The organism is Ureibacillus suwonensis, from assembly GCF_042655065.1.
Lineage (GTDB): Bacteria > Bacillota > Bacilli > Bacillales_A > Planococcaceae > Ureibacillus > Ureibacillus suwonensis.
Genome location: NZ_JBHSNQ010000067.1, coordinates 1 through 24,652, shown reverse-complemented (window position 1 = coordinate 24,652; position 24,652 = coordinate 1). Strand labels below are relative to the sequence as shown.

The 24,652-nt window shown below is 41.5% G+C and carries 29 protein-coding genes and 3 riboswitches; of the genes, 7 read left to right on the top strand and 22 right to left on the bottom strand.

The annotated features are described in order from the left end of the window. Positions 1 to 432: 432 nt before the first annotated feature. The 3 genes from ACFPOH_RS07805 to ACFPOH_RS07795 all read right to left on the bottom strand — a co-directional run bounded on the left by ACFPOH_RS07805 (position 433) and on the right by ACFPOH_RS07795 (position 2,930). Positions 433 to 1,398, bottom strand: coding sequence for an asparaginase (locus ACFPOH_RS07805; RefSeq protein WP_390309337.1), 966 nt, complete (start codon positions 1,396 to 1,398; stop codon positions 433 to 435). 225 nt (positions 1,399 to 1,623) lie between these two features. Beyond that, positions 1,624 to 2,310 (bottom strand): phosphoribosylaminoimidazolesuccinocarboxamide synthase, encoded by a 687-nt coding sequence (locus ACFPOH_RS07800; RefSeq protein ID WP_096552100.1) that lies wholly within the window; start codon positions 2,308 to 2,310, stop codon positions 1,624 to 1,626. Between the two features lie 248 nt (positions 2,311 to 2,558). After that, entirely contained in the window at positions 2,559 to 2,930 is a 372-nt protein-coding gene (locus ACFPOH_RS07795; protein WP_096552102.1) for a VOC family protein, read from the bottom strand. Positions 2,931 to 3,101: 171 nt separating this feature from the next. On the opposite strand from ACFPOH_RS07795, the gene ACFPOH_RS07790 reads away from it, so the two are divergent. Further along, positions 3,102 to 3,257 (top strand): hypothetical protein, encoded by a 156-nt coding sequence (locus ACFPOH_RS07790; RefSeq protein WP_016838205.1) that lies wholly within the window; start codon positions 3,102 to 3,104, stop codon positions 3,255 to 3,257. Between the two features lie 262 nt (positions 3,258 to 3,519). After that, positions 3,520 to 4,536: an alcohol dehydrogenase AdhP gene (gene adhP / locus ACFPOH_RS07785; RefSeq protein ID WP_390309336.1), complete on the top strand. Its 1,017-nt coding sequence runs from the start codon at positions 3,520 to 3,522 to the stop codon at positions 4,534 to 4,536. Positions 4,537 to 4,745: 209 nt separating this feature from the next. On the opposite strand, the gene queE is transcribed toward adhP, so the two are convergent. From queE to crcB, 10 genes are all read right to left on the bottom strand, one after another. Then, on the bottom strand, positions 4,746 to 5,474 hold the full coding sequence (gene queE / locus ACFPOH_RS07780; protein WP_342468587.1) for a 7-carboxy-7-deazaguanine synthase QueE: 729 nt from the start codon (positions 5,472 to 5,474) through the stop codon (positions 4,746 to 4,748). Continuing rightward, on the bottom strand, positions 5,467 to 5,937 hold the full coding sequence (queD, locus tag ACFPOH_RS07775; protein WP_342468586.1) for a 6-carboxytetrahydropterin synthase QueD: 471 nt from the start codon (positions 5,935 to 5,937) through the stop codon (positions 5,467 to 5,469). The genes queE and queD overlap by 8 nt, the downstream gene beginning before the upstream one ends. Next, positions 5,930 to 6,598: a 7-cyano-7-deazaguanine synthase QueC gene (gene queC / locus ACFPOH_RS07770; protein WP_342580377.1), complete on the bottom strand. Its 669-nt coding sequence runs from the start codon at positions 6,596 to 6,598 to the stop codon at positions 5,930 to 5,932. Before queC ends, queD begins: the two co-directional genes overlap by 8 nt. A gap of 55 nt (positions 6,599 to 6,653) precedes the next feature. Beyond that, positions 6,654 to 6,697: riboswitch (PreQ1 riboswitch) on the bottom strand. Between the two features lie 5 nt (positions 6,698 to 6,702). Next, positions 6,703 to 7,203 carry a preQ(1) synthase gene (queF, locus tag ACFPOH_RS07765; RefSeq protein ID WP_342468584.1) on the bottom strand — a complete coding sequence of 167 codons (501 nt, stop codon included), beginning with the start codon at positions 7,201 to 7,203 and terminating at the stop codon, positions 6,703 to 6,705. Positions 7,204 to 7,283: 80 nt separating this feature from the next. Continuing rightward, a riboswitch (PreQ1 riboswitch) is annotated at positions 7,284 to 7,329 on the bottom strand. 340 nt (positions 7,330 to 7,669) lie between these two features. Continuing rightward, positions 7,670 to 8,062, bottom strand: a complete 393-nt coding sequence (locus ACFPOH_RS07760; RefSeq protein ID WP_390309335.1) for a DUF5412 domain-containing protein — start codon at positions 8,060 to 8,062, stop codon at positions 7,670 to 7,672. 63 nt (positions 8,063 to 8,125) lie between these two features. Beyond that, entirely contained in the window at positions 8,126 to 8,683 is a 558-nt protein-coding gene (locus tag ACFPOH_RS07755; RefSeq protein ID WP_390309334.1) for a dihydrofolate reductase family protein, read from the bottom strand. Between the two features lie 177 nt (positions 8,684 to 8,860). Continuing rightward, positions 8,861 to 9,640, bottom strand: coding sequence for an alpha/beta fold hydrolase (locus ACFPOH_RS07750; RefSeq protein ID WP_342580380.1), 780 nt, complete (start codon positions 9,638 to 9,640; stop codon positions 8,861 to 8,863). Between the two features lie 100 nt (positions 9,641 to 9,740). Next, a complete protein-coding gene (locus ACFPOH_RS07745; RefSeq protein ID WP_390309333.1) occupies positions 9,741 to 10,091 on the bottom strand; it encodes a DUF2200 domain-containing protein in 351 nt (116 codons plus the stop codon). Positions 10,092 to 10,129: 38 nt separating this feature from the next. Beyond that, positions 10,130 to 10,483, bottom strand: coding sequence for a fluoride efflux transporter FluC (locus ACFPOH_RS07740; RefSeq protein WP_390309332.1), 354 nt, complete (start codon positions 10,481 to 10,483; stop codon positions 10,130 to 10,132). Between the two features lie 2 nt (positions 10,484 to 10,485). Further along, the gene (gene crcB / locus ACFPOH_RS07735) at positions 10,486 to 10,854 is read right to left on the bottom strand and encodes a fluoride efflux transporter CrcB (protein WP_342468579.1); all 369 of its coding nucleotides are present in this window, start codon (positions 10,852 to 10,854) and stop codon (positions 10,486 to 10,488) included. 52 nt (positions 10,855 to 10,906) lie between these two features. After that, positions 10,907 to 10,969: riboswitch (Fluoride riboswitch) on the bottom strand. Positions 10,970 to 11,129: 160 nt separating this feature from the next. Between crcB and ACFPOH_RS07730 the strand changes: the two genes are divergently transcribed. Then, complete coding sequence (locus ACFPOH_RS07730; protein WP_342468578.1) at positions 11,130 to 12,128, top strand: zinc-dependent alcohol dehydrogenase family protein; 999 nt, start codon at positions 11,130 to 11,132, stop codon at positions 12,126 to 12,128. 79 nt (positions 12,129 to 12,207) lie between these two features. Here ACFPOH_RS07730 and ACFPOH_RS07725 read toward each other — a convergent pair whose 3' ends face one another. Further along, positions 12,208 to 12,861 carry a cupin domain-containing protein gene (locus ACFPOH_RS07725; protein ID WP_342580384.1) on the bottom strand — a complete coding sequence of 218 codons (654 nt, stop codon included), beginning with the start codon at positions 12,859 to 12,861 and terminating at the stop codon, positions 12,208 to 12,210. 259 nt (positions 12,862 to 13,120) lie between these two features. Between ACFPOH_RS07725 and ACFPOH_RS07720 the strand changes: the two genes are divergently transcribed. From ACFPOH_RS07720 to ACFPOH_RS07710, 3 genes are read left to right on the top strand one after another with little or no spacing between them, the layout of a single operon-like run. Beyond that, complete coding sequence (locus ACFPOH_RS07720; RefSeq protein ID WP_342468576.1) at positions 13,121 to 14,275, top strand: acyl-CoA dehydrogenase family protein; 1,155 nt, start codon at positions 13,121 to 13,123, stop codon at positions 14,273 to 14,275. Further along, entirely contained in the window at positions 14,272 to 15,315 is a 1,044-nt protein-coding gene (locus ACFPOH_RS07715; protein WP_342468575.1) for an acyl-CoA dehydrogenase family protein, read from the top strand. The genes ACFPOH_RS07720 and ACFPOH_RS07715 overlap by 4 nt, the downstream gene beginning before the upstream one ends. 12 nt (positions 15,316 to 15,327) lie before the next feature. Then, complete coding sequence (locus ACFPOH_RS07710) at positions 15,328 to 16,134, top strand: enoyl-CoA hydratase/isomerase family protein (protein ID WP_342468574.1); 807 nt, start codon at positions 15,328 to 15,330, stop codon at positions 16,132 to 16,134. Positions 16,135 to 16,179: 45 nt separating this feature from the next. Here the strand turns inward: ACFPOH_RS07710 and ACFPOH_RS07705 are convergent, their stop codons facing one another. From ACFPOH_RS07705 to ACFPOH_RS07690, 4 genes are all read right to left on the bottom strand, one after another. After that, positions 16,180 to 16,818 carry a hypothetical protein gene (locus tag ACFPOH_RS07705; RefSeq protein WP_390309330.1) on the bottom strand — a complete coding sequence of 213 codons (639 nt, stop codon included), beginning with the start codon at positions 16,816 to 16,818 and terminating at the stop codon, positions 16,180 to 16,182. Between the two features lie 77 nt (positions 16,819 to 16,895). Continuing rightward, positions 16,896 to 17,708 carry an MBL fold metallo-hydrolase gene (locus tag ACFPOH_RS07700; protein WP_390309329.1) on the bottom strand — a complete coding sequence of 271 codons (813 nt, stop codon included), beginning with the start codon at positions 17,706 to 17,708 and terminating at the stop codon, positions 16,896 to 16,898. Between the two features lie 97 nt (positions 17,709 to 17,805). Continuing rightward, complete coding sequence (locus ACFPOH_RS07695; RefSeq protein WP_342580386.1) at positions 17,806 to 18,699, bottom strand: 3-hydroxyacyl-CoA dehydrogenase; 894 nt, start codon at positions 18,697 to 18,699, stop codon at positions 17,806 to 17,808. 400 nt (positions 18,700 to 19,099) lie between these two features. Then, positions 19,100 to 19,255 (bottom strand): hypothetical protein, encoded by a 156-nt coding sequence (locus ACFPOH_RS07690; RefSeq protein WP_342468569.1) that lies wholly within the window; start codon positions 19,253 to 19,255, stop codon positions 19,100 to 19,102. Between the two features lie 148 nt (positions 19,256 to 19,403). On the opposite strand from ACFPOH_RS07690, the gene ACFPOH_RS07685 reads away from it, so the two are divergent. Continuing rightward, complete coding sequence (locus tag ACFPOH_RS07685; RefSeq protein WP_390309328.1) at positions 19,404 to 20,150, top strand: tRNA 2-thiocytidine biosynthesis TtcA family protein; 747 nt, start codon at positions 19,404 to 19,406, stop codon at positions 20,148 to 20,150. 49 nt (positions 20,151 to 20,199) lie between these two features. On the opposite strand, the gene ACFPOH_RS07680 is transcribed toward ACFPOH_RS07685, so the two are convergent. From ACFPOH_RS07680 to istA, 4 genes are all read right to left on the bottom strand, one after another. Further along, the gene (locus tag ACFPOH_RS07680; RefSeq protein WP_208650618.1) at positions 20,200 to 20,859 is read right to left on the bottom strand and encodes a FusB/FusC family EF-G-binding protein; all 660 of its coding nucleotides are present in this window, start codon (positions 20,857 to 20,859) and stop codon (positions 20,200 to 20,202) included. A gap of 339 nt (positions 20,860 to 21,198) precedes the next feature. Next, a complete protein-coding gene (locus tag ACFPOH_RS07675) occupies positions 21,199 to 21,912 on the bottom strand; it encodes a metal-binding protein ZinT (RefSeq protein WP_390309327.1) in 714 nt (237 codons plus the stop codon). A 480-nt stretch (positions 21,913 to 22,392) separates the two neighbouring features. Next, positions 22,393 to 23,151: an IS21-like element helper ATPase IstB gene (gene istB, locus ACFPOH_RS07670; protein ID WP_342470906.1), complete on the bottom strand. Its 759-nt coding sequence runs from the start codon at positions 23,149 to 23,151 to the stop codon at positions 22,393 to 22,395. Beyond that, positions 23,151 to 24,434, bottom strand: a complete 1,284-nt coding sequence (istA, locus tag ACFPOH_RS07665; protein ID WP_342470907.1) for an IS21 family transposase — start codon at positions 24,432 to 24,434, stop codon at positions 23,151 to 23,153. The genes istB and istA overlap by 1 nt, the downstream gene beginning before the upstream one ends. Positions 24,435 to 24,652 lie beyond the last annotated feature (218 nt).

Here is a 24,652-nt window from a genome sequence, read left to right as displayed (position 1 = left end):
CAAACTTTGGCGGAATCCAAGGTTTCTTTAAACATGGACATCTTTAAAAATCAAATGAATAAATGGTTGGTTACTATACCTAATTATATCAAGCAATGCTTAAATATTACTGTGTGCGAAAGTTGAGTTACTTAGCTTTATATTGTTTAGTTTTAGAAAATTGATACAAAAATTCCCATAATGGATCGCCAGTTTCATTCCAAAGTTCTTTATAAGCATATCCAAAAAAACATGATTCATAAATTCTACTTTTGTTGTTTCATATACAATCATGCGAAAAATTACAGCAGTCATTTATATTTTTTCTTAAATTTTACAAATTTATTATATAAATGCAAATTAGTGAATTATGATTTTCATAATTTATCCAAAAAATAAAAAGCATCCCCAGTTCATGGACAGAGATGCTTTTTACACAATTTTCCACTTGCATTAAAATCTTTCCTTAATCTCCCCCACCTCGGCAGCCAACAACACCGCCAGCTTCATGCGGGCTTTTTTGCTGTCGTAGTCGCGGCCGAGGATGGCGCCTTTCTTTTGCAAGTCGTAGGCTGTGCCTGGAGTGTCGTACACGACTTTGACGTTTCCTTCCGCCGTGCTTGTTGTCACCACCACGATGACGCCTCTTTCAATGGCATATTGCACTTGTTCCGCAACAGCCGGGTGGACTTGGCCTCGGCCGAACGCTTCAAGGACAATGCCTTTTGCTCCCGTCTCCACCGCATACTTAATCAAGCGGCCATCGGAGCCCAATGAACATTTGATGATTTCCACATAAGGCAATTCGGACTTCAGCTCATACGTTTCCTTTTTCACCGTTTTCCCGTAAAGGATGACTTCTTCCTCATCCACATACCCCAAATGGCCGAACCCCGGCGCGTTGAAGCCGTCCACATTAGAAGCATGATGTTTCTTCACATAGCGGGCAGGAAGAATCTTTTCATTAAATAACACGACCGTACCTAAGCTTCTTGCTTCTTCTCTTGCAGCCAAAATGATGGCTTGACGCAAGTTGGAAAAGGCATCCGTTCCAATCGTGGCCGGGCTTCGTTGGGCGCCTGTGACTACAATCGGCCGCCCGTCACCAATTGTCAAATCCAAGAAATACGCCGTTTCCTCCAGCGTATCCGTTCCGTGGGTCACGACCACTCCCGCCACTTCTTGATCCTCAAAAACTTGTTCAATTTTTTCTTTTAACTGAATTAAATGGTCAAAGGTCATTTCATTGCTTGGCAAATGGAATAGGGTTTCTACCTTCAATTCAATATGTGATGGCAGCACACATTGTTTGGACAAATCTTCCCCCGTCAACATGCCGGATGTGAGGAGCCCCGTTTCCGGATTCACGCCGCTAGCAATCGTGCCGCCCGTACTGATCAAAACTACTTTCTTTTTCATTATTTGCACTCCTAAACTCTCAGTTTATAAACGTTCATTTATCAAAATAAACCATTGTTACAAGAACTTCAACTGTCGCACGTCCAAAGAAAAACCCCCGGCAGCTGCCAAGGGAGTTAATTCAAATCAAAGTGCATTTTTTCTCCGGGTTTAAAATGCAAAAAAGAGCGAATGGCAACACTCCATGGTCTTCTCCACCCGCTCTTTTTCTACCAGTCCCTATCTCTATCCTTCCAAAATCAATTTTTCCAATTCCAACGGCTCGATGTATTCGCCGTTTTTGTAGGCGCGCATGTTGCCGCCGGAAATTTCGTCGATCAACATGATTTCATTCGTTTCTTTATCACGGCCGAATTCGAATTTAATATCGTAAAGTTCGATGCCTTTTTTCGCCAATTCTTCTTTTACAATGCCGGCGATTTTTTGTGTAAGTTCTTTTAGCACTTTGTATTCCGTTTTGGATAAAATGCCAAGCATGTCCAACGCATCTTCGCTGATTGGCGGGTCTTCCCGTTCATCGTCTTTGATTGTCACTTCCACAAAGGCATCAAGAGGTTGCCCTTCTGTTGCATAAAGGCCGTAGCGGCGCAAGAAGCTCCCCACTGCGCGGAAGCGGCAAATCACTTCCAAGCCTTTGCCGAAAGTTTCCGCCGGTTTCACTTTCATCGTCTTTTTATCGATATCCGCTTCAATAAAATGCGTTGGGATGCCTTTTTCATTAAGCAATTCGAAGAAATATTTCGTCAATTTCAATCCTGCAAGTCCTGCACCTTCAATTGTCAATCCCACCGTATTGGCACCTGGGTCAAATACCCCGTCAACGCCTGTTACGTCATCTTTGAATTCCAATAAATAGTTGCCATCTTCCAATTCGTAAACATTTTTCGTTTTACCAGTGTAAATGTGCTTCATGTCAAGTCTCCTTCTTCTTTTAGCCTTTACATCGATAGAACTGATGCTGTCTTTATAATAAATCAAACAAAGTTTATCGGACAAGAGGGCCTCTTTTATTATTTACAATTTCTTCATTATTATAGCGATGAGGCCGATGAATCTAAAAGCGGCTGTCTTGTGACATATGCCGATTTACCGCCGTGGATCAAATAAAATGACTATCCGGAAAGTTCCTTCTCTCCGGATAGCCTGCTTTGCTGACATTATTATTTATCTTCTCTCAACAAATACTGATTTCCATCTTGGTCATAGAAAGTGAACATCGAACCATAAGGAAATTTTTGGAGTTCATCCACCTTTACACCATTATTTTTCAACCGCTCATACGCCTCTTCAATGTTCGGTGTGCTGAAAAGGAGGGTTGGATGGGCGACATTTTCCGGTTTTTGTTTCTTCATCAACGCTTTTGAGTATAGCACCAATGTCGCAAAATCATTTTCAGGCCCCACCTCGATCCACGCCATCCCAGGTCCCATTGGCTGTTCGAATTTCAATACAAACCCTACTTTGTTAATCCAAAAATCTTTTGCCTGTTCCTGATCTTCAACATAGATTGTGATTTTTCCAATTTGGATCATCGAGATTCCCCTTTTACAGTTTTTCATTTCATTATGCCATAAAAATGGATTAGCTAAGTATTTTTCAAACTGAATATTTTCCTATAAATAGGGTTTTTCCTATATAATAATATAACCATGATTAGATTCTAGGTTTATAATATATATAAAGAAATCAATGAGGAGGCTATCATGGAAAATGAATATGTTGTTGGTTGGGGCACTTTGGCGTTGATCAATGCAGGGCTTGCCCAAGGAAAAAACCGCTCCGGATTGAACTGGTTCTTGATTTCGCTTTTATTGGGACCATTGGCCACATTGCTTTTATTGTTTGCAGAAAAGAGATGAATTTTTCAAAAGACGATGATTTGTAACTCAACAGTAGCATTTTCGTCCTCCATAAAACTTATTTTGATAATCATATTTTACTATTCACAAAGAGATATAATCCGCGCTTATCTCCCTATTTTTTTATGTCGAAAAATGGAAATCTATTTACATTAAATAGTAGTATTTCCTATATTGCTGAACATACTCTCTGCTAGTATCTTTATTTTTAAGTATATGGATACGCTTCCATGTACGAAATTCAAACAAAGGGGGATCTTTATTGAAAGCTGCAGTTGTATCAAAAGAAAAGACGGTTAGTGTGGTGGACAAACAATTACGGCCGCTTAAACATGGTGAAGCGTTGGTGCAGATGGAGTATTGCGGAGTTTGCCACACAGACTTGCACGTGAAAAACGGGGATTTTGGGGATGTCACAGGTGTAGTTCTCGGCCATGAAGGCGTTGGAAAAGTCGTTGAAGTGGCTGAAGGGGTCACTTCCTTAAAAGTCGGCGACCGGGTAGCCATTCCTTGGTTATACGAAAGCTGTGGCCATTGCGAGTATTGCACAACGGGAAGAGAAACGTTGTGCCGAAATGTAAAAAATGCCGGCTATACGGTTGACGGAGCCATGGCGGAACAAGCGATCGTGGTTGCCGATTATGTGGTAAAAGTGCCTGACAACTTGGATCCGGCGGCTGCCACTTCCATTACATGCGCCGGAGTGACAACATATAAAGCGGTAAAAGTGTCGGATATCCGGCCTGGGCAATGGATTGGCGTATTTGGCATTGGCGGTTTAGGAAGCCTGGCTGTCCAATATGCAAAAAATGTATTTGGCGCAAGAGTAGTCGCATTCGATATCAATGACGATAAATTGGCCTTTGCAAAAGAAGTGGGAGCAGATGTCACGGTGAATTCGTTAAAAGAAAATCCGAAAGAAAAAGTCCTTGAAATCACAGATGGCAAAGGATTGGACGCTTGCGTTGTGACAGCCGTGGCGAAAGCGCCATTCAACCAGGCTGTAGATGTCGTGAAAGCAGGAGCCCGGGTTGTTGCAGTCGGCTTGCCTGTTGATAAAATGGATCTTGATATCCCTCGCCTTGTGCTGGACGGCATTCAAGTGGTCGGTTCCCTCGTCGGCACCCGCCAAGATTTGAAAGAAGCGTTCCAATTTGCAGCTGAAGGAAAAGTAGTACCTAGAGTAACCCTCCGAAAACTTGAAGAAATCAATGATATCATGGAAGAAATGGAGCAAGGAAAGTTCACTGGTCGAATGGTGATCGACTTTACGAACTAAAAAATAAAAGGAAGGAGCAGTCTCTTTTGGACATGCTCCTTTTTAAAATTGCGAAGAATTTGGAGGGCAGAAGACGGATAATTGTTGGTCTCTTTGGTTGGCGAATATGTTTGGAGATTTGGCGATTATCCTTGCCCAGTTGGCGATTATTCTTCCCAACGCGGCGATTATCGGCTCTTCGCAAGTCTTATAGAAGTCCTTTCTTACACTTACACGCCCCTCTTATTCCCCCACACAAGGGTATGCAATTGCGGCAGCACTTTCACATTTTTCAATTCCTCATCGGCCATCACCGTATCAATCAGCGCTTCATATTTCTTCAACAAATGATGAACAAGCTTCTTTTGATCCGTCGTTGCAATATCGTCATTTCCCACCTGCAAGAAAAAGGGAACGCCCGGATAGCGCAAGTGCACTTCCTTGGCAAACCCGTAGTCTTTCTCATCAAACACAACCACTTTCAGAGAAACTTGTTGGCTCCCCTTTCGATTTTCAAGCTTCTCCAAAATTTCCGTAAGCACCGTAAAATCCGTTTTCATCCCGGAACTTGGCGGCTTTGGGGAAATCGTCAATTGATCCACCTCGTACAGCCAATCCTGCCATCTGCTTCCCTGGGTTTCGACGCCGATTTGGATTCCATTCTCCTTTAAAATCCGCACCAAATGTTCCAAATGCCGAATTAACGCCGGATTCCCACCGGAAATCGTGACGAAAGAAAATCCATTCCCACCAAGCCGTTTCAACTCGTTCCATATCTCTTCCGCTGTCATTTGCTTAATCAAACTTTTGCCGCTGCCATCCCAAGTAAAGGCGGAATCGCACCAGGAACAGGAATAGTCACAGCCTGCCGTGCGGACAAACATCGTCTTTTGCCCGATGACCATGCCTTCCCCTTGAATGGTGGGTCCAAATATCTCGATGACGGGGATTTTACTCACCTTCCATCCACTCCCGTCTTGCTTCCGCATAGCTTGTCGGCGTTTCATAAAGCCGGATGAATTCCACCCGCGCACCATCTATGCTTCTTTCCGCCAATGCTTCCGCCAACTTCTCGTAAATCCAGACGACCATATTTTCAGCCGTTGTATTCATCGGCGGCAACGTTTCATTTAAATAGCGGTGGTCCAAATAGATTTCTATTTTTTCCTTCCAAATTTCTTTGAGATCGGCAAAATCAATGACCAGTCCCCGATCGTCCGGATAGCCGCTGACGCCCATTACCACTTTGTACGTATGGCCGTGGAGATTTTTGCATTTCCCTTCATAGGCATGCAAATGATGGGCGGCATCAAAGGTAAACTCTTTCGACACAAGCACCCGTTTGGAATGATATTTCAATTGATCCCGTTGGATATCTTCCCCCAGCTTTTGCAGCTTATCGACAATTCGAAATTCAAGCATGGATAGACCCCTTTCTGGAACGCAAATATTCCTCAAGCCCTCTTCTTCTCAACTTGCATGCAGGGCATTCCCCGCAACCGTCCGCTTTTATGCCGTTATAGCAAGTCAAAGTTTTATTGCGCACAAAATCAAGGGCGCCCAATTTGTCGGCAAGCTCCCAAGTTTGGGCTTTCGTCAGCCACATAAGCGGCGTATGAATCACAAATGTATCATCCATGGCCAAATTCAATGTGACATTCAATGATTTGATAAAAATGTCCCGGCAATCCGGATAGCCGCTAAAGTCCGTTTGGCAAACACCTGTGACGATATGCTTCGCCCCCACTTGGCTTGCCACTACCCCTGCAAAAGAAAGGAACAGCAGATTGCGTCCTGGCACAAAAGTGTTCGGAAGCCCGCCATCCTCCCCTTCTTCCACTTGTATGTCTTCCCGCGTCAACGCATTCGGCGCCAGTTGATTCAACAGCGACATATCCAGAATGTGGTGCTTTACCCCGAGTTCTTTTGCGATTTCCTTTGCGCACTCGATCTCCAATCGATGTCTCTGGCCATAATCAAAGGTGACCGCTTCCACTTCCCCAAATTGTTCCATTGTCCAAAACAGGCAAGTCGTGCTATCTTGTCCACCGCTGAATACAACGATCGCTTTCTCACTTTTCATTCATAAACACTCCTTTATATAAGAAAAAACAGCATTCTAAGAAGGAAATGCTGTTTTCTTCTTAGTTTTTTATAGAGGGTAGCTAAGAACCTCTGTTATTCAATTTATCGATTATCCACTTTTTCCGGATATAAATCGTGGTTCATCAAACGGTAGTTGGCCATTTCTTCATATTTCGTGCCGGGTCTGCCGTAGTTGCAGTACGGGTCGATGGAAATGCCCCCGCGCGGCGTGAATTTGCCCCACACTTCAATATATCTTGGATCCAGCAATTTGATTAAATCGTTCATAATGATATTCACGCAGTCTTCATGGAAATCCCCATGGTTGCGGAAACTGAATAAATATAATTTGAGGGATTTGCTTTCGACCAGCTTTTTATCTGGAATATAAGAAATATAGATGGTTGCAAAGTCCGGCTGCTGGGTGAGCGGACAAAGGCTGGTGAATTCAGGGCAATTGAACTTCACAAAATAGTCCCGGTTGGAATGAAGATTGTCCACCGCTTCCAACACTTCCGGCGCATATTGGGTTGGATACGCTGTTTTCTGATTCCCCAATAGCGTTAAATCCTGCAAACCATCTTCCAATTTTCGACTGGACATAAAAAAACCTCCTTGCAAAATGTTTCCCAACATTTTCAAGAGAGGTGCACCCAATAATTCTATAAAACTGATGAAATTATTGTTTCATAGTTTTTTATAGAGGGTTAAGCTATGAACCTCTCCCGTGCTAGTCGGGCCATTTTAATAGTATAGAAGTTTCCGGGATGAGTCAACTTGATTTTTGGCCAAAGGAAATGGGATTTTAGGCAAAAAAAACACACAGGTTCACAAGCGTGCACCTGAGACTGGACTAAGAAAAAGATAAGGGTGATCATGAGTAACATATATGAATGGTTTTTGAGCTTGTCATTTTCTCGTTTTCCCGAAACGCTTTTCGCCGGGTATCGTCCTGTCATCCCTGACCGTATGGATTGCCCGTATCCAATTCCCGCGTAAGCATCCCCATTACTCATTTCATTATTCTACCTTCTATTTCTAATCAAAAAATATATTAAGAAAGCGAAAATTATTTTATCCCCCTGCGATAATCATAAGTTTCCTTTGGCAACTCAAGCTGAACCCCATTGATCACCACTGTGTCATCATCCAGCCATTCGATGATGGCATAATCGATTTTATATTCCCAATAAATTCTCTTTGGTTTCTCATTTTTTTCGTTGAAAACCAATTCCCCTAACACCGAATGGGATAGTGTTGCGCCACCATTGGATAAGTAAGCGTTAATTGTATAGGTTCCGTCAGGGGAAGTGGATTGGGCAATCAATTCATCCTTGAAGCGGCTCCAATCAAAGAACAGCCAATAGATTCCATAGCTGAGAATAACCGCAAATAAAAGAAACCAGATGAGGAGGACTGTCATCACCTTTTTCATCGCCTTTGTTTTCACGTCAATTTCCAAGATCCTTCCCCCATAAGTTTTTTCAATGAAAACGGATTTTTATATGAAAAGGTTTCGCGTTTGCTAACCATTTGAATCAATCTTATGATAGATCAACTGAACCACTCCCGATGGAAAAGTCTTTGTTTCCATCAATTTCAATCCCACTCTCTGTTGAATATCGATAAATAGCGGTTTTCCTTGTCCCAAAATGATTGGATGGACCGATAACCGATATTCATCAACCAGATTATGATTGACAAATGTTGTAATCAAACTTGCTCCTCCATAAAGCCAAATGTCTTTTCCCGGTTGGCTTTTTATTTTATGGACCTCCTCAAGAATATTGTCATTGATATAAATGGCTTTTCCTTCTGTATTTTGCTGTGTCCTTGAAAAAACGTACTTCCTTTTGCTATCAATTATTTCCCATAGTTCTTTTTCTTCTTGGTCTGCATCTTTTCCGGGGGAATATTCGCCCCACAATTCATAACTTTTTCGCCCATAAAAAATTGTATCGATCTGACGAAGAAAATCGGCAAAGTTCATTTCCGGCTCCATAATGCACCAATCCACTTCACCATTTTCCCCTTCGATATAGCCATCCAATGTTACCGCTAAATCCAAAAGAATTCTTCTCATTTAGTACTTCTCCTTCTGGCTAATCATGAGTAATTTCTATTTTACTTAAAAAACCGGTTTCAAAAAAGATTCTTGCAGGTTCACAAAGACGAATCCGACGATTTTTTCGACAAAACCGCATGTTCGCTGTTAAAATTCACCAAAAGTAAAGCGAATTGGAAACTGCTCCAATCCGCTTCATACAAATTGACATAACACTTTATTAAATTTATCCCGTTCCTCCCAGAATGTTCCATGGCCGCTATATTGGAAAGGGACAATCCTTGAATGTTTTATTTCTTGATGGAGCTCGTGTGCTTGTGCAAATGGGATCACTTTGTCGTGAATTCCATGAATAATCAAAGTAGGCACATGCACCTTTGAAAGATCCGCATACAATGTTTCATCCCGCAATGTATTGATGATGGCAATGGTGGACCAGCTGGCCGCCTCCATCCCCATGTTCATAAACCAGTCGGAAAATTCTTTTGTGATATATTGGAAGAAAAATCCGTCAATCACCTTCTGCATCATTTTCGGGCGGTCATTGTAAGCCAGCTCCAAAAAACTTTGTGCCGTTTCTTGAGTAAATCCGACCGGCGCCGCACTGGCAACGAGAATCAATTTTGAAACGCCAAAGCCTTTGTAACGGGCCACATACCTTAAGGCAATGGCGCCTCCCGTTGAATGCCCGAGTAAAGCAAAATGGTTTAACTGCAATGCATTCACTACGGCAAAAACATCATCCGCCAGTCTATTGAAACTATAACCTTCAAAAGGTCTATCCGACTTTCCGAACCCTCTCCAGTCTATTCCGATACAACGGTAGCCCAACGCCGGCAATACATTATACTGATACTCGAATTGCTCATGACTTAACGGCCAACCATGCAAAAATACTATCGTTTTCTTGCCCAAAGGATTGATATCCTCCACATACAATTTCACACCCGAATCCACGGGAACAAAAAAGCCCATGAATATCCTCCTCTCGGAATAGAATATTCATGGCTGGAACATTGGGTGAATCGATTTGGCTGCATTTGGGATTCCCGCTATAAATCGGCGATGACCGGAACTACGCCCGCAAAATTTTTTCCATCGCTTTTCCCCTTGCCAATTCATCAATCAATTTATCCAAATAACGGATTTCCCTTATCAACGGCTCTTCAATCTCCTCCACCCGCACTCCACAGATGACCCCTTTGATCAGTGCGCGGTTTGGGTTTAATTGGGGAGCTTCCGCAAAAAAGGTTTCAAAATCCACCTCTTTTTCTATTTGCCCTTCCAATTCCTCCTGGCTATATCCTGTCAGCCAACAGATAATTTCATCCACTTCCTCTTTTGTACGGCCTTTTTTCTCCGCCTTTTGAACATAAAGGGGATATACTCCTGAAAATTTCATCTTATAAATTCGGTTGTTTTTCATGTTAAGACTCCTTTTCCGAATAAATCAAAAACAGCGTTTCACACCATTCCCCCTATTAAATACCCAAAAAACGCCAGAGCTATTCCTCCAACATAAGTAATGATCAAATACAACATAAACATTTTTTTATCCTTCAAAAAAAGCGTGTTGAGCTCCAATTTCAAAGTGGAGAATGTGGTGAATGCCCCAAGGAAGCCTGTCCCGAAAAGCAAGGCGATCATTTCATCCACAGTAGAACCGGTGATGATTCCTAATAAAAATGAGCCTGCCAAATTCACTGTCAACGTTCCAAATGGCAGCGACTCATATCTATTTAAAGCTTTGCTCAAAGCAAACCGTGAAATTGCCCCAGCAAATCCGCCCATTCCCACCAAGATGTAATGCATCAACATTTTCAATCCGCCCCCTTGCCTGTTTTAAAACCCAAGCCGCTCATGAGCAATCCGCCGACGATGCTTATAAAGACATAAACAACGCCCAATACAAACTGCTGATTTTCAAACAGCTCCACCGTTTCCACGCTAAAGGTGGAAAATGTTGTAAAGGAACCGACAAATCCTGTGCTGATGGCGGTGGCCATTGTTGGGGAGATGGAAACCCGTTTAAATAATGAAGTGGCCAGCCAAGCCAATATAAAACTGCCTGCCAAATTGGTCATGAGTGTCGCCCAGGGAAAAGCCCTTCCCGTCAACAAGGTCATTCCGATGAAATATCTCAACATGGCACCGCATGCACCTGCAATGCCAACGTATATGTAGGTCATTCCCTTTCCTCCTTTCACAAAAAAACCCCTGCCGAGACATGGCAATCCCATATCATCAGCAGGAGTCATCAGCCGACATCGGCGGTTAAAGGTGAACTCCATCACCTATTGTACTGATTTGGTAATTCACTTATAACACGGCGAAAGGCATTTTTCAACTATTTTTTGCTCTCCTCTATCCTAAATTTGCCATATCTGAATATTAAGAATAAAATCATCATAATAGCATAAAAATTTCACCATATGACTCTATCAATCATAAAGGAGTGCGAGAAATGAAAGCCCAAGTCATTCAATCTTTTGGAAATCCATCCGTTTTTCAAATACAGGATATTCCCACACCTGAAGTCATTCCAGGCCATGTCCTCATTGAAGTGAAAGCGACAAGCGTCAATCCGATTGATACAAAAGTGCGTTCAGGATTCGTTTCCGCTGTTGCCCCTGAATTTCCGGCAGTTTTGCATGGAGATGTGGCAGGAATCGTACGGGCGGTTGGCGAAGGGGTTTCGAAATTCAAAGTGGGCGATGAAGTATACGGCTGTGCCGGCGGGTTTAAAGGGACAGCTGGCGGCGCATTGGCAGAATATATGCTTGCGGATGCGGATTTGCTTGCCCATAAACCCAAAAATTTAACAATGGAAGAAGCAGCCGCTTTGCCCCTCGTAACCATTACCGCTTGGGAGGCCCTGTTCACCCGCGGCAAGCTGGCTTCCGGACAAAACATCCTGATCCATGCCGCTGCAGGCGGAGTGGGCCATGTGGCAATACAGCTCGCCAAATGGGCTGGAGCCAAAGTTTACACGACCGCCTCTTCCAATGAAAAGCTTGAAATCGGAGCCCGCCTTGGCGCGGACGCAACCATCAACTACCGGGAAGAAAGTGTACAGGATTATGTTCAAAAATATACAGATGGCAAAGGGTTCGACATTGTCTTTGACACGGTGGGAGGAGAGAATCTGGATCGTTCATTCGAAGCGGCAGCGCCCCTTGGAACTGTGCTTGCCATTGCCGCCCGTTCAACCCATGACCTCTCGCCATTGCATTCAAAAGGGTTGACCCTTCATGTGGTCTTTATGTTGTTAAAAATCTTGGAAAAAGAATGGCGCAAAGAATATGGAGAAATTTTGGAAAAAGTAACGGCAATCGTTGAAGAAGGAAAGCTTCGCCCGCTACTTGACCCGAACGTCTTTACCTTTGATGAAATCTCCAAAGCCCACGAACATTTAGAATCAGGCAAAGCGATCGGCAAAATTGTATTAGTGAATAAATGGTAATTCAAAAAACTCACAAACCTTGTCATGCAAGGATTGTGAGTTTTTTCTCCATCAAAAGCAATCCGCTGATCATGCCCCATCAATAATGATGATTTTCTCCCGCCATCGCATCCGCTTTAGTGCGATGAACCGTGCCATGCGGATGATGCGGCGGTGCATAAATCGAATATAACTTTAATGGGACTTTTCCTGTGTTGATCACATTATGCCATGTTCCGGCAGGCACCATGATCGCGGTATCCTCATTGACTTTTCTTCTATAATTCAAATGATTACGGCTTCTCCCCATTTCAACGATTCCTTCTCCCTGCTCAATCCGTAAAAATTGGTCCGTATGCGGATGAATTTCCAATCCAATATCTTCTCCCGGATGAAGGCTCATTAATGTGACTTGCAAATGTGGCCCTGTCCATAAAGCCGTACGGTACGTTCTGTTTTTCTTTGCTGCCTCTTCAATATCCACTGTGTATGGAGCGGGCCCCCGGTCAATGATATGGCCAGTGTGTTTAAAAGAGCTGGATTCTTTTCCATAAACATCCGGATTCATCTCTGGAAACCAATAATTTGAATTCATATCGTTTGGCATCCACGGGTTCATATGAGGATAATTCCAGTATTGCATGTCATGGGGATTCATGTTTGCATTCCGGTAATGTTGGTATTGCATATCTTGCGGATTCCCATATCCATAAGGCATCGGAGTGTTGTAGTAATACGGATGAAAATAGTTCATTTACCCATCCTTTCGCAAATAGAATACCTAAACTAAATTTTATGAAGCGATAAGAAATCGGATTGGGCACAAATACTCATAAATAAAAATTTTTCCCCCTTCCGATTTCAGAAAATGATAAATTTTCTCTACCATTACATAATCGAGAAAAAAACATAAATATAATAGAATATACATATACATTTTTATTATGTGCGAAATATTAAAATAGTACTATTTTTCACTCTGCCGTAATACGGTGAAGGAGGGAGATGATGTCATGTTTCACTTACCAACTGTACAATTTACGGAAGAACAGGAAGCCTTTCGTTTGGAAGTGCGAAATTTTCTTCAAGAGCACGTGAAAAAAGGGACTTTTACGCCCACCGTCGATTCCTGGTTGAGCGGTGTGGATCCATCCTTTTCAAAATTGATTGGTGAGAAGGGCTGGATTGGAATGACATGGCCGAAACAATATGGTGGCCAAGAGCGGAGCACCCTTGACCGTTATATTTTGACAGAGGAATTTTTGGCAATCGGTGCCCCCGTCGCAGCCCACTGGTTTGCGGACCGCCAAACGGGCCCTTTGCTCCTCCGCTATGGCACTGAAGAACAAAAGCAATTTTTCCTTCCAAAAATCGCTAAAGGGGAATGTTATTTTGCCATTGGATTAAGTGAGCCGAACAGCGGTTCAGATTTGGCATCGGTTCGTACACGGGCGGAAAAGGTGGAAGGCGGTTGGATTGTAAATGGACAAAAAATTTGGACTAGCAATGCCCACGTGTGCCATTATATGGTGGCCCTTGTACGCACAAGCCCCTTTGACGGAAAGAACAAGCATGCAGGGTTGAGCCAGCTCATCATCGATTTACATGCGGAAGGCGTTACCATCGTTCCCATTAAATTTTTATCCGGTGAATATCACTTTAACGAAGTATTTTTTGATAATGTATTTGTGCCTGACAATATGGTAGTGGGAAAAATCGGCAATGGCTGGGAACAGGGATTGGCGGAACTGGCCTTTGAACGGAGCGGTCCGGAGCGTATTTTGAGCACCTTCCTTTTATTGGATGAATTGGTCCGTGAATTAAAACAACAAAGAAATAAAGAAGGATTAAAACAGGCATCGAAACTGCTTGCCCGATTGTGGGGATTAAGGAATTTATCCATCGGCGTCGCCAAATTATTGGAATCGGGCAATACGGAAGATGTGGCCATCCCTGCTTCGTTAGTCAAAGCCATTGGTACCAAGTTTGAACAGAGCATCCCTGAAATTGCGCGATTGCTTATTGAAACCTACCCGAATCTTGAAGCAAATCGGAAATTCGACCGCTACATGGCACAATCCATTTTGCATGCTCCCAGCTTTACAATCCGCGGCGGCACGACGGAAATCCTTTATGGTATGGTGGCGAAAGGGGTTGTGGCAAAATGAGCGAAATGAAAGATATGATTATCGATGTTGCCGAACGAATGCTGAAAGAGAATGTCTCAAAAGATGTCGTCGATCTGCTTGAAAGAGGCGACTGGGCTAGAGGGATTTGGGCTTTATTTGAAGAATCGGGCATGTTCTCCGTCGCCATTTCAGAAGTGAATGGAGGGGCCGGCGGTGATCTGGAAGATTTATTGAATATTGTGAGATTGACAGGAAAATATGCCGCACCGATGCCCTATGCGGAATCGACTTTTGCCAACTTCCTGCTGGAAAACAGCAAACAATCAGTCGTTGATGGAATTGCGACATACTCCCTAAAAAAAGGATTGATTTTGCAAGATGGTGAAATCTCCGGAACATTGCCCAATGTGCGATGGGCGAGGTTTTCCAAATATTTGGTGGCCGCTGCAGACAGCTTCCAAGGAACACAAATTGTCCTCATCGATATGAAAGATGCAACGATTGAACAAAGCAGCAACATTGCCAGTGAACCGCGCGATGCCGTCATTTTGGACAAAGTCAAACCACTTTCTTCCGCCGTTATAACCGATGAACAATTTTTCAATGCTTTATCCATTGAAACTGCGTTCAAAATCGCCTTAATGACGGGAGCCATTGAAAGAATTTTTGACATCACCGTAGAGTATTCCAAAAAAAGGGAGCAGTTTGGACGCCCCATTCACCGCTTCCAATTGGTGCAGGAGCATATCGCCCAATTGGCCGGAGAGACGGCTATTGCGGTCTCCGCTTTTAACAACGTTTGTGCCGCTATACAATCAAAAGATTTTTTGCATGAGATCGCCTTTGCCCGCATCCGTATCGAGGATGCCGTCACAACCATCACTTCATCTGCCCACCAAATTCATGCGGCGATTGGGATGACCCATGAGTACCCATTGCATCAATATACGCGCCGTTTATGGTCTTGGCGGGATGAAGGCAGAAACAGTCCATTCTGGAGCGAATACATTGTCGACTATTTATTGAAACATGATGTTGATTTGTGGGCCTATCTGACAAAAACCGTTGGGAAAAAATAAGGGAGAGATTTCATGGCAGATTTACTTTTTGAAGTGGAAAAGCATATTGCGACGATTACCTTGAACCGGCCGGAAAGTTACAATGCTTTTAGTGAAGAAATGATTGTGAAATGGATCGAGGCATTGGAAACGGTGCGTGATGATGATTCCATCCGGGTGCTGATTGTTAAAGGCAACGGAAAGGCTTTCTGTGCGGGAGGCGACATTAAGGCAATGCATGCGGGCGAAGGATTTTACAGAAGTAAGGAGGATATCTCCTCCACAGGGTTGGCACGGAAAAATTCATTATGGAAGAAAATTCAAAGGATTCCCTTGCTTCTTGAGGAAATCGATAAACCGGTCATTGCCCAAATTCATGGATTTGCGATGGGTGCCGGTTTGGATATGGCGTTAATGTGCGATATCCGGATTGCCGCCGCATCTGCAAAACTTTCCGAAAGCTATATTAATGTGGCCATTGTGCCGGGAGATGGAGGCGCTTACTATTTGCCAAGGCTCATTGGTATTGATAAAGCGCTGGATCTGTTATGGACCGCCCGGATGGTCACAGCCGGGGAAGCCAAAGAAATGGGCCTTGTCACTTTTGTGGTGGATGATGAAGAATTGGAGCCATTTACCCGCGCGTATGCCGAAAAGCTTGCAAACGGGCCGCAAACCGCCATCCGTTTTATCAAGCGGGCCGTTTACCAAAGTCAGAAGATGGACTTGCGCTCATCTCTTGATTATATTTCCTCTCAAATGGCCATCGTCACTGAACTTGATGACTTCAAAGAAGGGGTCGATGCGGTGGTCAATAAAAGAAAGCCCAAGTATGAATGACGGACTGTTGGAAAGCATGAGCCCCCTATTAGGTAAACATCTGTCCTAATGGGGGCTTTTTTTATGGAATTGATTGCAGCCGATGAATTTGAGGTTGCATACGCACATGTTGAAAGAATGTATCCGAACAAAGAGTGGCTTATTCACACCAATTGCAGTCGCATACGCACTAAAGTGGGAATTATTCGCACCAATTGCGGCTTTATATGCACTAAAGGCGGCATTATCCGCTCCAATTGCGGCTGTATATGCACTAAAGGCTGCATCATCCGCTCCAATTACGGCTGTATATGCACTAAAGCAGGTATTATTCGCACCAATTGCGGCTGTATATGCACTAAAGCAGGCATTATTCGCACCAATTGCGGCTGTATATGCACTAAAGGCGGCATTATCCGCTCCAATTGCGGCTGTATATGCACTAAAGGCGGCATCATCCGCTCCAATTGCGGCTGTATATGCACTAAAGCAGGTATTATTCGCACCAATTGCAGCTTTATATGCACTAAAGGCTGCATCATCCGCTCCAATTGCGGCTTTATATGCACTAAAGGCGGCATTATCCGCTCCAATTGCGGCTGTATATGCACTAAAGGCGGCATCATCCGCTCCAATTACGGCTGTATATGCACTAAAGGCGGCATCACTCGCACCAAAACCGGCTGCATTCGCACTAAAGGGCACACGAAATCATTAGTCCGTACACGCACCTAATTGGACAAAATAAAAAGAGCGATTTTTCACTTTCGCTCCATGAAAGTTCATGACTCCCCTTCCATTTCCTTCATCAAAAACTGCACATTCTCCTCATGGCATTTGATCAAACTTCTTTGATATGGGTACTGGGCAATCAAATGCGAATGCTCTTTTTTGGACCGGATTGCTTTTTTCAAGCTGATGATATACAGTAGACTTTCGTTTTTTCTTTTCAAAATCTCCTCTTTGCTGAAAGCCGCATGTCCATGTCCCGGAATCAAAATATTGATTTGATGATTTGCCAATATGGTTTCCGTTTTTTCCAAAGTTTCTACGTAATCCTTTGAACCGGAATAAATGAACGGGAATTCAATATCGGATAAATAATCGCCCGCAATCCAAATGCCAAGAGGCTCGACAATCGCAAAGATTCCATCATCCGTATGCCCTTTCGCTTCATAAAAGGTGAGCACGGTATTGCCGATTTTCAGCGGCTGGCCATCTTTTTCCACAATCATATCCACATTCGGATAAATCAAAGGGGTTTTGCGATCGATGTAATATTCATCATCAAAAGCCTTCACCTGTTCAATCATTTCTTCCGGGTTTTTCTTTTGAAAGTTGGCACTGGCAATGACAGTCGCTTCCGGAAATGCTCCGGCGCCCACGATATGGTCCCAGTCCGAATGGGTCAGAATGAGATAAATCCGGCGACTCCCCCGAATACGCATGACATATTCACGAATTTCATCCACTTCAAATGGAAGGATGCAAGGATCAACGACAATAATGCAATCTTCCGTTTGGATGACGGTGGATGTGGTTTTATAAAGCTGGCTTTCGAATACGGTGATTTGGCCGTTTTTGTACTGGATCATGTTTTTCGCCCCATTTGCATTCGTTGCGGAAAGATGGATTTTATTTAATATTATCACATAGAAAAAGGAGAACTTAATCTCCTTTTTCCAATCAACTCTATTTTAAGAAATCCGGGTCAAGGTATTTCGGATTAGGGTAGTCATAGAAGCCTTTGCCGTTTTGAATGCCCATTCGTCCTTTATCAAGAAATTCTTTTTTCAAGTACTCAGCAATTTTCTCCGCTTCCTTGTCCCCCGCTTTTGCTCTCGCAAGGCACAAATTATATGGAGTATTTATGCCCACCACATCCAGAATCGCAAAAGGACCTTGAGGAGCACCCGTTGCAATCATCCATGTTTTATCTACTGTATAAGGATCGGCAATGCCGTTCACCACTAATTTTTGCGCAGCATCCAAGAACGGAACGAGCAAGGAATTTAAGATGTAGCCCGGCTGTTCTTTATACAATGGCAGCGGAACCATGCCAATCGCTTTGGCAAATTCAATGACCTCTTCAAACACTTGTCGGTCTGTTCCTTCATGTTTCATAACTTCTGCTGTGTTGTGTTTCCAAATTTCATTGGCAAAGTGCAAATTCAAAAACTTTTCAGGTCTTCCGGAAATATCGGCAAATTGGCTTGGCAACATGGTCGAGGAGTTGGATGCAAAAATGGTCTTTTCATCCGCCACTTCCCCAAGATTTTTATAGAAGTTCGCTTTAATGTCGTACACTTCCGGCACCGCTTCGATGACAAGGTCCGCCCCTTTCACCGCTTTTTCCAAATCCGTATAAAACGTCAAATTGTTATATGCTTTTTCTACTTCTTCTTCAGTGGCGCCCAAGTCTCTTTTATATGCTTCCTGCCAAGCGCGGATTTTTTCTTTTGCTTTGTCCAAAGCTTCATCGCTGATGTCATAAAGATTGACCGGGAATCCGGAATATGCTGTTTGGAATGCGATTTGGCTTCCCAACACTCCTCCACCGGCTACTGTTACATGTTTGATATTCATCTTCATGCCCTCCGTTTCTTTAATGAATCTATTATTATTTTACTACTATAACTTTTGGGATTATATGGTTTAGGGAAAGGTTCATGAAATGTATAAATTCTTCAATCATTTTTTTATAAAATAACATTCGATACCTAATGTTTTTCCGAATGGTTTTGGTGTGATGCTTTTTGATTTGTTTCTTTTTTCTTCATAAACAGTTTCCCCAGCTATTGATTAATTTTTTGCAACTCCCTTGAGGAAATTTTTACTTCATTCCGCTCTTTAATTACATTTAATAATTGCGGGATTTGAATCACTTTAGCAGATATGAAAGGCTCCTTGAATTTCAATGTGGATAGTTGAGTAAAAACGATAATGGAATAAGTATGTAATAATTTTTCGATTCCTATGTATTTTTTTATGCCTGGATATGTCCGTAATGTATCGATTTGATCCGGTAATATAAACGTTTGATGTATTCTTCAATCTCTTCTTTATCATTTGTGTTATAGGGATAATCTTCACCAATGGTTTGGCCTTCAATTAATTCTCGCAATTGTTCTTCTGAATACACCCCTTCTTTTCCCCTTTCTTATATATTCAAGCAAAGGTCTTTTCTAACAATATATTATCAAAGGCAGTCATCCATCAGCCATTTGCCGCATACGGCAACATATTTTATAATTCTTACAGAACTTTGAAGATAAAAAGGGGTATTTACTATGGTATTAAAACTCTCAAACTCTGAAAACAAACGCCTTTACAAACCCTTTCGGAAAACGATTATGGAATACAACATGATTGAAGAAGGCGATCGGGTGGCGGTCGGCTTATCCGGGGGAAAGGACAGCTCCACTTTGCTTTATCTTCTCACACTGCTCAAGCAACAGGCTCCTTTCCAATTTGATATTGTTCCTGTTACCTTGACGCTCGGCTTTGAAGGAATGGATCTATCGCCGCTAAAAAACTATGTGGAAAGCCTCGGACATGAGCTGCATATTAAAGAAACCAACATCAGCCAAATCGTGTTTGACATCCGCCGGGAAAAAAACCCTTGTTCCTTATGTGCCAACTTGCGCAGGGGAATTTTATATGATTACGCAAAATCCCTTGGCTGCAATAAAGTCGCATATGGCCACCATTTGGATGACGGCATTGAAACCTTTTTTATGAATCTTCTGTTTGGCGGAAAATTGGGCGTGTTTAAACCGGTATCCTACATGAGCCGTTTGGACATTACGTTGATTCGCCCGATGATATCCATTGAAGAGCAATCCATCATCCAATTCGTCAAAGCGAAAGAAATCCCTATTATACATAACCCTTGCCCTGCGGATAAAAACACGAAGCGGGAAGAGATGAAAGAACTCGTCAAAGCGTTAAGCGAAAAATACCCAAACGTGCGCCAAAACTTTTTGCATGCTGTGAAAAATGTGGATGAAGCGGATTTTTGGAATGTGGAAAAATAAAACTGTGGGTTCATGCCCACAGTTTGGTTCATGCCCACAGTTTTTTCCTTTATTTCTTTAAAACTTCAATAAAACTATTCAGTTTATCCAATGAAGTGATATTTTGATTACATTTTACGCTGTTTTTGCAAATATAATTTCCTCTATTGACATAAGATTCTTTTCCGCTTTTCACATTTGCGACAAATAGACCGATTTCTTCCAATCTATTGCATATAGAACATATGCCTTTATGTGACTCTTTAAAAGTTCCTTCGATTCCCATCAATTTGCCGTCATATTCGACTACAAGAAACTTTCTTCCTAATCCGACATCATTCCAGCCTAAATAGGAAATTTCCCTGCAATCCATTTCTACTAATGGAGGAACTTTTAATTTCCCTATTTTTGGAAAGAGTTTTCTTATTGCATTTTCCGTGAGATTCGCAAACGGAATAACATATTGTTTCAATTCATGAAGAAAATGCTTTGCTTGTGTTTCCTCTTCAATGTCGATGATTTTATATAATCGTTCACTTTGTTCTTCATTTAAATCGGGGAACAAGTTTTGAATCTTATCGAATGCATATAATTTCAAAGCATCCAGCGTTTCTTTGTCTTTAACCGATAAATGTGCTGAAATAATGTTTTTTAGTTCAAATTTAATAAAATTGAATTGATCATTTCGAATAAAAGGTTTTAAATTCATTTCTGTATTTTTGTTTTCCATTCCTGACAGCTCCTTTCTTATTATTTAAAGAATTTTTGCAAAGCTGTTTCAGAAATGGGATCATTCAGTTCATAGGCGATTTATTTAAAATCCACCCATGCAAAGTATCGCCATTTCAGTAACAGACTTTGCATGGGAAGCTCCAATTTCTGGCGGATAAATCTTCATATCTGCCATTTGCTATCACCTCCAATCAATCATATTATACAATACTTTGAAGGATTTTTTTATGAAGTTCAGAATATATGGTTTTTAGAAAATATACGTCACATCACACTATCCTTCTTTTTCTCCCTAATAGAAACCTAGAAATTAGGTTGCTATAAAGAGCTGATATAATTAATGTGCCATCATTTCCTCTGCAATTTCTTCTCCGCTTAAATGAGAGAAATAGTATGTTGGCCAATTTTCCAATTCTTTTAACAATGTTTCATGATCTGCATCCCCAAAGTAAATATGGAAATGATGTGATTTGGTTGGATAAATATTGTGATCACTGAATTGAACATGTTTTGGAACTCCTTCTTCACCGTCTACCAAATCAAATAAGTAACGAACACCTCTATTTCCAGCTTCATATGTCAGTATTTCGTAACCATGATATTTATATTTTCCTGTTTTCCCCTCCCCATTTCGATAAAATGTCATTGTATCATCCTTTATGACGATTCGTTCAATGTCTGTTTCATAGCCGATTTTATAATATTCTTTGTATTCTTCAAAAGTCTTGTCTTTCTTTGTTTCCGCTTTTTTCTTCAAAACCTCGTCCAAGGTTCCATCCAATAAATAAGGATAAACAGATTGCCAATCTCCTTCCCAGTCCGACAATTCCCTGTCTTCCACTTCATCATCTTCAAAAATTCCGGAGTAAATTTCTTTCTGTTTTTCAGCATTGTGATCATATTCATGATTGTGTTCATGGCTCTCAACATGGCTCTCTGTAGATTCAGTTTGCGAAGAAGTCGTCGTTTCTGAAGAAGCATTTTCATTTTCTTGACAACCCGCGAGAATCATTCCTAATAAAACCATTGTTGTTGCAAATTGCTTTTTCATTAATATAACCCCTCTTTTTCTATATTGTTTTATAAATAGTAATGATTACTATTTACACCTTAACGAATATACTATGTTTTCATTCATTAGTCAATATAAATCGTAACGATTACTATTTACTTTTTTTCTTGCAGTTCAAAAATAAGTGATATTATCTATCCAAAAATCGAGTAGGAGGGAGCGATTAACTCCCGTCCTCTCACACCACCGTACGTACGGTTCCGTATACGGCGGTTCAATTAAGATCATTGACGCAAGTTTTTATAACTTCCGTGAATAGCTGTTCTCTTTATGCCAGTGGTCACTCCACCCTCCAAGAGGTCTCCCACGGGATTCACCGCTTCCTTCCTCAAGTGAGGTACTACGTTTTCTGTGTTCATCATGATTCACTGAATGCCAAGGGCTATTCTCTCTTCATTGTTCGGTCTATAAATGTCAACACAAATATGTACACTTTTGCTTGTTTAAGGATGTACAAAATCACTCGTTTTCTTTCTCTAAATGATTCTTTAATCGATAAGAATCTCCAACGATAGTGACAACGGTTGCGTGGTGTAAAATGCGGTCTAAAATCGCATTGGCCAGCTTGGGTTCTTGAAAGATTTCATCCCATGCTTTAAAATTCACATTCGTTGTAAGAATCGTACTACGCTTCTCATAACGCATATCGATGAGTTGGAAGAAAAGCTTTGCGTCCTCGGCATCAATCGGTAAATAACCGATCTCATCGATAATTAAGAGTTTATATTTTGTATAGTGTTTTAATCTACTCTCTAACCGATTTTCTAAACGTGCTTTCTTCAGATTTTGAATTAAGTCATGGCACTTAATGAAATAAGTGCTTGTACGTTTCTTCGCTGCCTCAATCCCAATGGAAGTGGCTAAATGTGTTTTTCCTACGCCACTTGGCCCTAGAAAAACTATGTTTTCATTTGCTTCAATAAATCGAAGTGTTAGAAAATCTAAAATTTGTTTTTGATTTATTGACGGTTGAAAACTAAAATCAAAATCCTTTATTTCTTTCAAATGCGGAAAAGCCGCAACCTTCACCATCGATTGAATCATATTTTGTTCACGTACATCAATTTCGTAATTCGTCAGTTTCACTAGCGTATCTACCAGTGACAATTGATGGTTAACGCTGAAGTCTAAGACTTCATTTAAATGTAAGGACATTTGCTTGAGCTTCAAATAATCTAAGTTTTGTATGAGTTGTTGATAGTTTGTTGTAGGATTCATTATTTATACACTTCTCCAATCGTTGCTAAATTCCGTTTCGCTAGATCATCAATATCCGGATAATTCGGCATGGAAACGCCCAAGGCTTCTTGATAATGTGCTTCCTGATAATTTAATTTCTTATTACTTATTGGGTGTTGCGCAATCAGTTCCGTGTTATAATAAATCCATAATTGATTATCATACACTTGTAAGCCTACTTTCTTTCCTTGGTACTGTGCTGGTACCGAGTATTGGTTTGATTTGTAGGAAATCATGTTGGATGCATTTACTTTTACAAGCGTATGTTTGATCCGATAGGAATCTCTTACTTTCTCAGTTGGTAACTGGAGTAGGTGATTCCTTTCTTTTTTGAATTCTATCGCAGGAATTTTTCCAGTTCCTTGGTGGACCTCATGGTTTACTCGATGAGATAAATCTTGCACAAATTGATGTAATTCTTCCAAGGTCAACTGACCTTGATAAGCATGAATTTCATCTAATATTTTCATTGTGGTTTCCACTTTTCCTTTTGTCCTTGGACGTCCAGCAATGCATGGCTTCACCTCAAAACCAAAATCCTTAGCGAATTGTGCAAACTTGGCATTTACTCTTCCTGGGGAATGTTCTGTTCTTGCCTCATCCATAATGGTTTTCATATTATCCGTGATGATTTCAGCTGGCACCCCTCCAAGAGCTTCGAATGTTTCTGTTAAGAAGGAAAACAGGACACTTTGTGACTTAGAAATACTCATTAGGAAGGTTCTGAAACGTGAATGAGATAGAATCAGTACTGCAACATTGATTTCAACGTTCTGACCATCCTTTGTTTCAAAAGGAATACTCTCTTTCCAATCCAATTGTGCTTGTTTTCCTATAGGCGTTTCAAAACGTGCTGTGCCTTTAGGAGAAGGAATTCGTTTATCCTCTTCAAAGTAAGCATTAAATTCGGGCGTTTTCGCAATATACGCTCGGAACGTCGATGCTGCACAATCCAGTCCATGATTATCCTTTAAATACTGCCATAGCACACGACGATAATAAAACTTTTGCTTAGCATCTTCCGAAAGTAGTGCAGCGATGATTTCATAGTATTCATCAATTTTGGAGGGCTTCTTTCGTGTACGTTTAGGAATAAATCCATTTAAATATTTATCAATGGTTCTTCGATCTACACCTAGATCTCTAGCTAATTGACTTTTATTAATTTTCATCTTCAAATGCTCCATTAGTTGTTTTAATTTTGGTAAGTCTTCAAGACTCTTAATCTTAAAATCAGTTTCGACATTTATCGATATGTACATACTAATCACCTCAAGATTAGTATGTAATCTAAAATCAATTTTGTACATTATTATTCAAGCATTTGTGTACAAATTTAAATTATCATTTCTATTCGGTCCTTCTTAGTAGTTCTAAACCAACTAATACTATGACCTCTGCTGACTTCTGACGGTTCAGCTACTTATCACTAAGTAGGTTATGAAGAGTATTTCACCTATCCGCCAGACCTCCCCGGGTA